8 protein-coding genes are annotated in these 10,390 nt (G+C 42.9%); 4 read left to right on the top strand and 4 right to left on the bottom strand.

Annotated elements, in window-relative coordinates:
- Window positions 1-144 precede the first annotated feature (144 nt).
- On the bottom strand, window positions 145-489 hold the full coding sequence (locus ON006_RS24995; RefSeq protein ID WP_244822748.1) for a hypothetical protein: 345 nt from the start codon (window positions 487-489) through the stop codon (window positions 145-147).
- A gap of 162 nt (window positions 490-651) precedes the next feature.
- Here ON006_RS24995 and ON006_RS24990 point away from each other — a divergent pair, with 162 nt between their 5' ends.
- Both ON006_RS24990 and ON006_RS24985 read left to right on the top strand, forming a co-directional pair.
- Window positions 652-2,946 (top strand): ATP-dependent helicase, encoded by a 2,295-nt coding sequence (locus tag ON006_RS24990; RefSeq protein ID WP_244822747.1) that lies wholly within the window; start codon window positions 652-654, stop codon window positions 2,944-2,946.
- A gap of 91 nt (window positions 2,947-3,037) precedes the next feature.
- Window positions 3,038-4,534 carry a DUF4301 family protein gene (locus ON006_RS24985; protein WP_244822746.1) on the top strand — a complete coding sequence of 499 codons (1,497 nt, stop codon included), beginning with the start codon at window positions 3,038-3,040 and terminating at the stop codon, window positions 4,532-4,534.
- 83 nt (window positions 4,535-4,617) lie between these two features.
- Here ON006_RS24985 and ON006_RS24980 read toward each other — a convergent pair whose 3' ends face one another.
- Window positions 4,618-5,091 carry an Lrp/AsnC family transcriptional regulator gene (locus tag ON006_RS24980; protein WP_015813234.1) on the bottom strand — a complete coding sequence of 158 codons (474 nt, stop codon included), beginning with the start codon at window positions 5,089-5,091 and terminating at the stop codon, window positions 4,618-4,620.
- Between the two features lie 185 nt (window positions 5,092-5,276).
- Window positions 5,277-6,218 carry a GDP-L-fucose synthase family protein gene (locus ON006_RS24975; RefSeq protein ID WP_267609914.1) on the bottom strand — a complete coding sequence of 314 codons (942 nt, stop codon included), beginning with the start codon at window positions 6,216-6,218 and terminating at the stop codon, window positions 5,277-5,279.
- A gap of 95 nt (window positions 6,219-6,313) precedes the next feature.
- Here ON006_RS24975 and ON006_RS24970 point away from each other — a divergent pair, with 95 nt between their 5' ends.
- Window positions 6,314-7,327 carry a toxin-antitoxin system YwqK family antitoxin gene (locus ON006_RS24970; protein WP_244822745.1) on the top strand — a complete coding sequence of 338 codons (1,014 nt, stop codon included), beginning with the start codon at window positions 6,314-6,316 and terminating at the stop codon, window positions 7,325-7,327.
- 74 nt (window positions 7,328-7,401) lie between these two features.
- Window positions 7,402-9,102 carry a hypothetical protein gene (locus ON006_RS24965; RefSeq protein WP_244822744.1) on the top strand — a complete coding sequence of 567 codons (1,701 nt, stop codon included), beginning with the start codon at window positions 7,402-7,404 and terminating at the stop codon, window positions 9,100-9,102.
- Window position 9,103: 1 nt separating this feature from the next.
- Here the strand turns inward: ON006_RS24965 and dacB are convergent, their stop codons facing one another.
- Entirely contained in the window at window positions 9,104-10,378 is a 1,275-nt protein-coding gene (gene dacB, locus ON006_RS24960) for a D-alanyl-D-alanine carboxypeptidase/D-alanyl-D-alanine endopeptidase (protein WP_244822743.1), read from the bottom strand.
- Window positions 10,379-10,390 lie beyond the last annotated feature (12 nt).

Raw genomic sequence — 10,390 nt, 5'->3', positions numbered from 1 at the left:
GCGAAACCGTTATTCCCGATTGGGAGTGCAAAAGTGCAGGCTTTATTTTTAACATGCAAGCACCTTCCTCAAATATTTTTGCAACTTCTTTCACACCTTCACCTAACATCCTGAAAACCACGCAGCGTAACACCGCAAAATAATTTAAGAATTTTTGAAATACTCTATCACATGCATTTTTAGAAGGGCTTCTTGCTTCAAAACATCGCCTGGCGGCAGCGCCCGATTCAATTTGTAATGCGGCCACCCTTCCTTGTCCTTGTATTCAAATAGGTAATAGGACGACAGGCTTAATACCTTACATATTCCTATATGCATTAAATCCTGCTTTTGCTCTTTAGTAAACCTTTTGGCCCCTTGTCCCAATTCCTGGACACCTATAAGGAACAGGACTCCATTGAGATCGCCCGGCTTTTTACCAATAAGGGTTTCCAGATTGTTTAATAAATGTTCCCACTGAATTTCCAGTGGCTGATCTTCTATATTCATGGTAAGTAGTATTGATATTGTAGTTAAACCTATAAGCCCGTAGCGACGTTCTGATTTGCAATATTATTTTAATAAATGGTGTGAACTTTAAATAGCCCTACATTATATATTGAAAGGAGGCTTTTAATGGTTTTTCCTAACTTTGGCTTTTGCTATATAAGAATGAGTAAATTGGATAAACATACAATTTTGAATCGTAACGATTATTTGTCAACCCTGAATGAGCCTCAGCGCGCAGCAGTACTGCATGGCGAAGGCCCGTTGATGATCATTGCAGGTGCGGGTTCGGGGAAAACAAGGGTTTTGACATTCCGCATTGCTAACCTGATTGAGAATGGTGTGGACCCGTTCCGGATTTTGTCCCTAACTTTTACTAATAAAGCGTCGGGTGAAATGCGTCAACGGATCGAGGGTGCGGTAGGAACAGAGGCGCGGAATATCTGGATGGGGACTTTTCACTCGGTATTTGCAAAAATATTACGGATTGAAGCGAGGTACCTGGGCTACACCAGTGATTTTTCTATTTATGATACCGACGATTCTAAGTCTTTATTGAGAAGCATCATTAAGGAATATAACCTCGATGATAAGGTATATAAAGCCAATGTAGTTTTTAACCGCATATCCGGGGCTAAAAACAGGCTTATTTCGGCGGAAGACTATGCGAACAATGCAGTAATCCAGGCTGATGATGAAGCGGCGAAAATGAAAGAGATCGGAAGGCTATATAAAACGTATGCCGCCAGGTGCTTTCAAGCCAATGCCATGGACTTTGATGACCTGCTGTTTAATACCAATATCCTTTTCCGCGATTTTCCGGATGTACTATATAAGTACCAGCACAAGTTTCAACATGTGATGGTCGATGAGTTTCAGGATACCAACGTTTCGCAATACCTGATTACCCGCAAACTTTCAGCGGTTCACCGTAATATAGTTGTGGTAGGTGATGATGCCCAAAGTATTTATGCTTTCCGTGGTGCTAACATTGAGAATATCCTGAATTTCGAAAAGGACTTCCCGGATGTGGTCACGATCAAACTGGAACAAAACTACCGTTCGACCAGCAACATTGTTAATGCTGCCAACTCTGTCATTGCCCGCAACAAATCTCAGCTTAAAAAGGAAACCTTTACAGTTAATGAAGAAGGTTCCTTAATAGATGTCATCAAAGCAGGGTCTGACAACGAAGAAGGACGGCTGGTAGCGACGGCAATTTTTGAGGAAAAAATGCAGAAAGCACTGCGGAATGAGAATTTTGCCATTCTGTACCGTACCAATGCGCAGTCTAGGTCTTTCGAAGAAGCCTTGCGCAAGCTGGGGATTAAGTACCGGATCATCGGTGGCCAGTCATTTTACCAAAGAAAAGAAATCAAGGACCTGCTTGCTTATTTACGTTTTACGGTCAACCAACGCGACGAAGAAGCATTCAAACGGATCATTAACCTGCCCAAAAGAGGGATTGGTGATGCCACCGTAGCCAAAATAGCAGTTACCGCTTCCGAAAATAATATTGCGATCTGGGATGTGGTGGCCAACATTGGTAACTACGCAAGCGGCAGGACGATCTCTCCTATCGAACAATTTGGGACGCTGATCAAAAGCTTCAAGATTTTGGTAAGTGAAGGAAAAGACGCTTATGAGATCTCTGCACACATTGCAAAGGCCTCCGGTATCCTGCGAGAATTGTATGAGGACAAAACTGTGGAAGGATTATCGCGCTACGAAAACGTACAGGAGTTGCTGAACGGGATTAAGGAATTTGTCGACAATGAAGAAACCGAAGACAAAACCCTGAGCGCTTTTCTCCAGTCGGTGTCATTGTTGACCAATGCAGACGAGCCGGATGATAATAATGACAATGACCGCGTGACCATGATGACCATTCACTCTGCAAAAGGTCTTGAATTCAGAAACGTGTTTATTGTAGGGCTTGAAGAAGACCTTTTTCCAAGCCAGATGATGCTGGAAAGCCGGCAGGATCTGGAAGAAGAGAGACGCTTGTTTTATGTAGCGATCACTCGTGCTGAAAAGAAGCTGTCCTTTTCGTATGCTGAAAGCCGATATCAATGGGGCCGGTTGAAAATGTGTGAGCCAAGTCGGTTCCTGCTGGAAGTAGATCAGCGTTACCTTAATGTCTCTAAAATGATTTCGGTTGCGGCGGAACGTGAAAACGCTCCTTCGGCAAGCCCTTTTTCTGCAAGAAACCTGATCCAACGTAAACCAACGGAGCCAAAACCCAGCCCGGCCGCAGCTTCGTATGTACCTTCTGCCGACTTCGTGCCGAGCGATACTTCTGATTTGATAGAAGGAAATAAGGTGGAGCACCTGAAATTTGGGCTTGGGGTAGTGACCAAAATGGATATAAACGGAACCGACCGCAAGGCAACAGTCAAATTTGACCTGGTTGGGGAAAAAACATTATTGCTGAGTTTTGCGAAACTGAGGATACTTTAAATAAATCTTTTCAAATAGTTATAGTAACTTCTTTACCAGCTTTACTATACTTGAATAATGCCTAAAACTTCACTGATTAAACAATAGATTTATGTTCATTGAAAAAGATATCGTGCAAATAAATGACCGCGGCAGCGACATTCAAGTTGTTGAAGAGCAAGTCCGTTATTTTGAAAACGGGTTTCCGTTTCTGCAGCTTTCCAAAGCCGCGACGGTAGGGGACGGAATTATCCGCCTCACGGACGAGCAAATTGCACAGGTTATTACTGATTTCGACAAAAGCGCATCGGACGGAGAGATCGCATTATTAAAATTTGTACCCGCGTCAGGAGCTGCTACGCGTATGTTCAAGTCTCTTTTTGGCTTTCTAGAGCAAGGTAAAAAAGATAAATCGGTCGAAGAGTTTTTTGCAAAATTGTCAGAATTTGCCTTTTACGAAGACCTGAAAACTTCTTTGGCCGCCGATGGAAGCAACATTGAAACTGCGGACGAAAAAACCATCGTATCCTATTTCCTTACTAACAAAGGCCTGGGATATGGTGAGCTGCCAAAAGGATTGTTGAAATTCCACAACTATGATAGCCGTTCCCGTACACCTCTGGAAGAACATTTGGTGGAAGGTGCGAAGTATGCCAATGCAGGAGGCAATGTTCAGATCCATTTTACGGTATCACCCGAGCACCGTGACAAGTTCGAAAAACTGGTGGTAGAAGTTTTGCCTAGTTATCAGAGTGAATTTGGAGTGAGATACATTGTCTCTTTTTCTGAGCAGAAAAGTTCAACGGATACCATTGCGGTTAATTTGGACAACACGCCTTTCCGTGAAAAGGACGATTCTTTATTATTTCGTCCTGCGGGCCACGGAGCGCTGCTTGAAAACCTGGGACAGTTGGATGCCGACATTATTTTTATCAAAAACATTGATAATGTAGTTCCTGACAGAATTAAAGAAGAAACTATAACCTATAAAAAGGCTCTTGCAGGAATCGTTTTGCAGTATCAAAAACGAATTTTTGCCTATCTGGAAAAACTGGGTGGACAAGTTGACGCTTCTCTTTTGGCAGAACTGGACAATTTTTTCCAAAAAGAATTGTGTGTTATTCCTCCGGCAGAATTTGGTACCTGGTCTGATGATCAGAAGAAAGCATATTTTGTTCAAAAGCTGGACAGACCTTTGAGAGCTTGCGGAATGGTTAAAAATCAGGGAGAACCAGGTGGTGGGCCATTCTGGGCTGAAAATGCAGACGGTTCTTCGTCTCTTCAAATCGTTGAATCTGCTCAGGTTGACGTCGATAATGACGACCAAAATAATATTTTCAAGAACTCTACCCACTTTAATCCGGTGGATTTGGTGTGTGGTGTGAAAAACGGAAAAGGAGAACTATATGATCTTAAAAAGTTCAGAGATCCATTGACCGGTTTCATCACAGCGAAGTCAAAAGATGGTAAAGATCTGAAAGCTCAGGAGTTACCGGGCTTGTGGAATGGTGCTATGGCGGATTGGAATACGTTGTTTGTAGAAGTTCCGTTGATCACTTTTAACCCTGTAAAAACGGTTAATGATTTATTGAGAGAGCAACATCAATAATATTTCAAGTAATTCAGACACAAAATAAAAAAACCGCCGGAGTCAATTCCGGCGGTTTTTTTATTGCAATTTCTACAAGATTATCATGGTATCGGTAAAACCTTACTTTCTTTAAAAGTAGACAGGATAACCATTGTCTGGGTACTTGCTACTTCTTCGATTTCATTGATTTTTTCAAGCATCAGCTTCTGATATGTACTGATGTCCTTTGAGATAACTCTTAAAAGAAAGTCACCTGTACCTGTAATGTGATGACATTCAATCACTTCGGGGATGGCGTGAATCTTCTCCACAAATGATTCAGTTACCGCTTTCCGGTGCCCAACCAATGAAATCTGAACAAAAGTGCTAACACCTAGTCCAACCTTTTCAGGTTCAAGCTGAGCGTGGTAGCTTTTAATGATTCCGGATTGTTCCAGTTTTTTAACGCGTTCCAATGTTGGCGCAGGAGACAGCCCTATTTCTTTGGATAGTTGTGCGTTAGTTATTTTTGCGTTCGTTTGTAAGATCTCCAGTACTTTACGGTCTATCTGGTCTAACTTAATAATGGCCGACATTTCTCTATGACTATGGTTTATATAACGTCCTTTTTTCAGGACGCTGCAAAACTAATTAGTTTCCCGAAGAATCTTATAATTATATACTGGAAATTTGTCAAAAAAAAGAATTATCGTAGGCGAAACGTGATTTTAGTATGGAAATATTAGGTTGCAAGCAATGTAACCCATTAATCTAAATATGGTTACACTGCGTAAGTTTCAATTTTTTGCAGAAAATCCTGGTAAGTCAGCTTAATACCGTCCGCCAGCTCAATACGGTGTTTCCAGCCCAGTTCATGTAGTTTACCTACGTCCATTAATTTGCGGGGAGTACCGTCTGGTTTGTCCGTATTCCAATGGATCTGCCCTTCATATCCTGTTACGTCCCGGATCATTTCAGCCAAATATTTGATGGTAACATCGGCACCTACCCCAATATTCAGGAACCCAGGCTCATTATAATTTTGCATTAAAAAGTAACAGGCATCCGCCAGGTCGTCCGCATGCAAGAACTCCCTGAGAGGCGACCCAGTGCCCCATAACTCAACAAAAGGCTTGTTTTCCTCCTTTGCTTCATGAAATTTTCTGATCATGGCCGGAAGTACATGCGAATTATTCAGGTCGTAATTGTCATTGGGACCGTACAAATTGGTAGGCATCACCGAAATGAAATTACAGCCGTATTGCGCCCGATACGCTTCACACATTTTGATCCCCGCTATCTTGGCAATGGCATATGGCTCATTGGTAGGTTCCAAGAGCCCGGTCAGCAGCGAGCTTTCCTGTAAAGGTTGAGGCGCTAGTTTTGGATATATGCAGCTCGAACCGAGGAACATGAGCTTTTTAGCCTCAGTCCGGTATGCGCTGTCAATGATATTATTTTGGATCAACAGGTTATCGTTCAGAAATTCGGCCCGATAAATGTTGTTAGCCATAATACCGCCTACCTTGGCTGCGGCAAGGAATATATATTCAGGACGTTCTGTTTCAAAAAAAGCCCCGACATCGGCTTGGTTACGCAGATCGAGCTCTGAGGATGTTTTAAGTATAAAGTTATTGAAACCTTCCTTTACTAATTTTCTGTGAATGGCGGAACCGACCATGCCGCGATGTCCGGCAATATAAATTTTAGCACTTTTTTCCACTGTGTTTTTTTAAATTTGTCCGTTGAAAATCAATATAGAAAAAATCAATTCGTTACAAAAGTAACAATCTTGCTCTGAAGAAAAATCCAATACACATGCAAAGAGTAATTCTGGTCTGCGGCTTTTTATCATTAGGTCTTACTGCTGCCACTTTGGCTCAGTCAGTACAGAAGGATAGCACACCCCCTGCCTGGTTGCCGAAAGAAACTGTAAAAAAGGATACAGCTAGCGGATCCAAAGACCTGAAATCATTTATTTCGGGACTTGATCCTGTTGTCGGCGCGTCCGTACCTGGTGCAAAAGGTAAGTCCACGAGCCTTTCCACCCTCTTTGGAGAAACAATTCCAGACCTTGGACTAAGGGTAAAAGAATATAAAAGCCAGAAGAAAGACCGGAAACGCAAGAAGGAAAAAGCCAAACTCGCGAGGGTTCAATATGAAGGTATTCCCATGCAAAGTATGTCCGTAAAATACGGTAGTGGCGACCGGGCAACGGTTGAATCTTTTCATGTTTTGAAAGAATACAAACCAATGGATCCCTATGTAAGGGCCACAGAAACAAGGTGGTATGATAAAAAAGGCAAGAAACTCAGCTCGGCATTGGTAAAGGAAAAAGAGCAAGCACTTCCACTGCACGGTTCCTACAAGAAGTACAATGGTGAAAACCTGATCGAGGAAGGGTACTATTATATGGGTGTAAAAGATGGCCGCTGGGTCAAGTATGACACCAAGTACAACCTCATCGACAAGGCGATATGGAACCGCGGTTTCCCGGCAGAGTCCCGCATTAGCTACTATGACTCAGCCCACACGCAGGTGAAAGAAGTAATACCGGTTGCATTTGGAGAGGTTGAAGGCGAGTACATGCAGTTTTATAAGGAGGGGCAGCTGATGACAAGCGGGAAATTCGATGGCGGCAGGAAAATAGGCCGCTGGGTTGAGTATTACCAGTTTCGCCGTCAACGCAAAAAAGAAATCCAGTATCCAAAGTCCGGCTGGGACGAAGAGTTTGAGCCTTTTGTGCTGCGAGAATGGGATGACAAAGGCAAGCTTCTGTACGATTACACCAAGGATCCCCGCGCTTCCGCTGAAGAAGAAACCGAAAATTAACGGTTTGAATGGTTGAAAATCATCATTCACCTGCTTAATTAGCATGCCCGGATTAGGGCATGAATTCATTACATATGTATTTATCTTTCCTCGGTTTCGTCAGAAATAAAAGCTGGCTGGCTTTATTATTTTGTGTCATTCCTGTGCTGATCTACGTTTGGTTTTTTAGTGCAATTGCATTGAATGTCAACTATGTAGCTTTTGACGATATCATGATCCTGGGCATAATCCCGGGCTTTGAAAATGCCACCCTGGCAGAAAAATGGAAGCAGCTCACTACGCTTTTTCCTGAGCACAGGCTGGTTTTTTCGCGTTCCATCATCCTTCTTTTACACAGTTTTTTTGGGAAAGTGAACCTGGTCTGGCCTATGATCATTGCCAATATTTGTTGGGGATTATGTGCGTTTGTATTCTACCGGGCATTCACGAGAGTGAAAGTAAATATCTGGTATTTCGTGCCGGTAATGTGGCTTTGGTTCAATATTCAATCTTTTGAAAATATTTTCTGGGGCGTAAGCTCACTTTGCAATTTTGGCGTGCTGCTATTTGTGCTCAGCGCACTCTATTTCGCGGTTTATTGTCCCGATCGTATCATTTACAGTCTTTTCTTTGCAGTGGCGGCTACATTTACCTACGGCAATGGCCTGATGGTTTTTCCAGTCATAGGTCTTCTTTTTTTGCTTACCGGTCGGCGCAAAGAGTTTGTAATCACATTGTTAACAACGATTGTAATCGCGGTAATTTACTTTATTGATTTTACGCCTATCACGCAAAACCTCGACTTTTCGAATGCCAAACAAGTAAAGGAAGGTTTCTTCGGTTTCTTCGGCTTTTTAGGATCCATTGCGACACTTACTGCCTATGGCGTGTCGCCGATTATGCTCTCTCTCGCTGTTGGTACCGGCATGTTAATGATCGCAATGCTACTTTTTTTGTATCGGAAACAGTACCTGATACTTTGGAATTCGGGGTGGCTAAAATCCCGTTACACCAATCAGACAGCACTTTTTGCATTGTCGATTGCCATTTTTGTCGGTATCACAGCGTTGGCATTGACCTATAAACGTATCCCAACTGATACTTTCGAAGGTATGTTCAAAGGGCGCTACCGCATGTATTCGACGTTGTGGTGCATTTCACTTTACTTCGCTTTTTTGGCTGTTTCAAAAGATAGGTTAAAAACATTGCTTTCTCCCGTGATTATGCTTTTGGCGGTAGGCTTAAACCTGGTTATTCTGCAAAGTAATTTTGCAGAGGCGGTGAATAACCGCCGGGCTGCCATAGTCCAGGAATTCAATGCGAGATATAATGCTGACTGGCTGGGAATCAGGATGTTTTCAATGGATCAGCAGCATTTTGAAAAGATAAGGGGCTATTACCAATCAGCCGACCCACTTGCAGAAGGTTGGAATCCTAAAATCGGTACGGATAGTGTTGTTTGTGACAGTATGTATAAAGCAGACGCGATCGCGAAAACAGCCGACCACATTGTAGTCAGTTTTCAGAATGACTTTTTCAAACCCGTTAAGGACTATTCAGACGGTGCCTACGTGTTATTGAAGTCTTCCGGACACGTTTATGCCTCGCCGCCCAATCAGTTTGCCGTACCTTTAAAAACTACAATCAGGAGACAAATGTATTTCTCAAAAGGCGCATATGGCAGTTTCCATGTAGCTACCGTTGAGCCAGGGGTTTACAGCATTTATTTGCTGGTTCGCCAAAATGGTAAGAACAGGATATACTGTACCGGCCAGACCTGGGAGGAAAAAGAATAGCTTAAAATTTGTCGTGTACACCGGTCAAAATCCTTTCAACCTCCTTGCGAATTTCACTGGTTGGGCGTGTATAGTTGTTATTCATAAAGCTGAATACCAATGTTTTGCCCTTCTTTGTTACTAAAAATCCACTCAGGTTATAGTTATTACTCAGGCTTCCTGTTTTGGCAAAAATAAAAGGGGTGTCTTGCTTGAACAGGTTGCTGAGCGTTCCGGTTTTCCCTCCGTTAGGCAGTATTTTGAATAGCCTTTCGCGCGGGACTTTCTTGTAAATCTTCTGTAACAAAGCTACAATGGTTCTGGGGGTGAAGAGATTATAGCGGCTCAATCCTGATCCGTCTTTCCAAACTGGCCGGTCGGGCAGATCACTCATATGATGCTCAATGGCGTGTGCAATGGCTTTTTCAGTATTCAAAGGTAATTTGTTGGCAGTAGCGTAAAGGAGCATGAGCTGCTCGGCCAGCATATTATCACTAACCTGCATCATTCTGGTGTACAGCGAGTCGGTAGGAATGCTGTAAACGGTCTGTAAGTCAATTTCCAGTGGAATATGGATGAGTTTGATCTCTTTTTTCAATGTATCACTCAAAAGCTGCACCGTTAAAAGATCGCTCATATGTACAGGTACATCCTGAGTGAGTCCCTGCGGGACAGCCAGGCGGGAGTGATGAAATAGGTTCTGAGATTCTTCCCTTTCAATGCCCGAAGCTGTTGTATCAAAAACCATTGATTTTTTCCAGAAGTGCGGACTTACCTGATAAGCCTGGGACGCCTCGCCTTTAAACCTTGCAATGTTGCCGTAAACAGGCAATGCAGAGATTTCAGCCTGGTAGTAATCATTATAATCGCTCCAAGCCCAGCCAGATCCAAACCGCTTGTTTTCAAAATGAAAGGGTGTGTAAAAGATCTGGTCTTTCCGGTTTTTTAGAAAATCAAAAACTTTGCTGTGTGGGAGATCAGGGTGTAATAATGATGGATCGCCGGTGCCACGGATAATGAGCAGCTCGCCCCATTCCAAGTATTCGAGACCTGGAATGGAGTCGCCCAAGGCACATAACCCGGCGTAAAAACTAAATAATTTGGTATTTGAAGCAGGTGTAAAATATTTATCGTCCTGGTAAGAAGCCAGTGTTTTAGGGTCGTTCAGGTTTGAAATTGAAACACCTGTATGTTGCTGACTAAAAACAGAGGATTTTTTTATTTCCCGGTTCAGATAATGCGAAACGGAGCAGCCGGACAATGTAAGGACACTAATAAAGAAAAGTAGCGTGCGCATGTAAATCAGTTA

Origin of the sequence: Dyadobacter pollutisoli (assembly GCF_026625565.1) — a bacterium.
Lineage (GTDB): Bacteria > Bacteroidota > Bacteroidia > Cytophagales > Spirosomataceae > Dyadobacter > Dyadobacter pollutisoli.
The sequence above is the reverse complement of the archived record's forward strand: the minus strand, read 5'-3'. Positions and strand labels throughout refer to the sequence as shown.

What these genes read in the sequence shown, in the direction of transcription:
- ON006_RS24995 (WP_244822748.1), bottom strand. Translation starts at nt 489, where the DNA reads ATGAATATAGAAGATCAGCCACTGGAAATTCAGTGGGAACATTTATTA.
- ON006_RS24970 (WP_244822745.1), top strand. Translation starts at nt 6,314, where the DNA reads ATGCAAAGAGTAATTCTGGTCTGCGGCTTTTTATCATTAGGTCTTACT.
- dacB (WP_244822743.1), bottom strand. Translation starts at nt 10,378, where the DNA reads ATGCGCACGCTACTTTTCTTTATTAGTGTCCTTACATTGTCCGGCTGC.
- ON006_RS24985 (WP_244822746.1), top strand. Translation starts at nt 3,038, where the DNA reads ATGTTCATTGAAAAAGATATCGTGCAAATAAATGACCGCGGCAGCGAC.
- ON006_RS24980 (WP_015813234.1), bottom strand. Translation starts at nt 5,091, where the DNA reads ATGTCGGCCATTATTAAGTTAGACCAGATAGACCGTAAAGTACTGGAG.
- ON006_RS24965 (WP_244822744.1), top strand. Translation starts at nt 7,402, where the DNA reads ATGTATTTATCTTTCCTCGGTTTCGTCAGAAATAAAAGCTGGCTGGCT.
- ON006_RS24990 (WP_244822747.1), top strand. Translation starts at nt 652, where the DNA reads ATGAGTAAATTGGATAAACATACAATTTTGAATCGTAACGATTATTTG.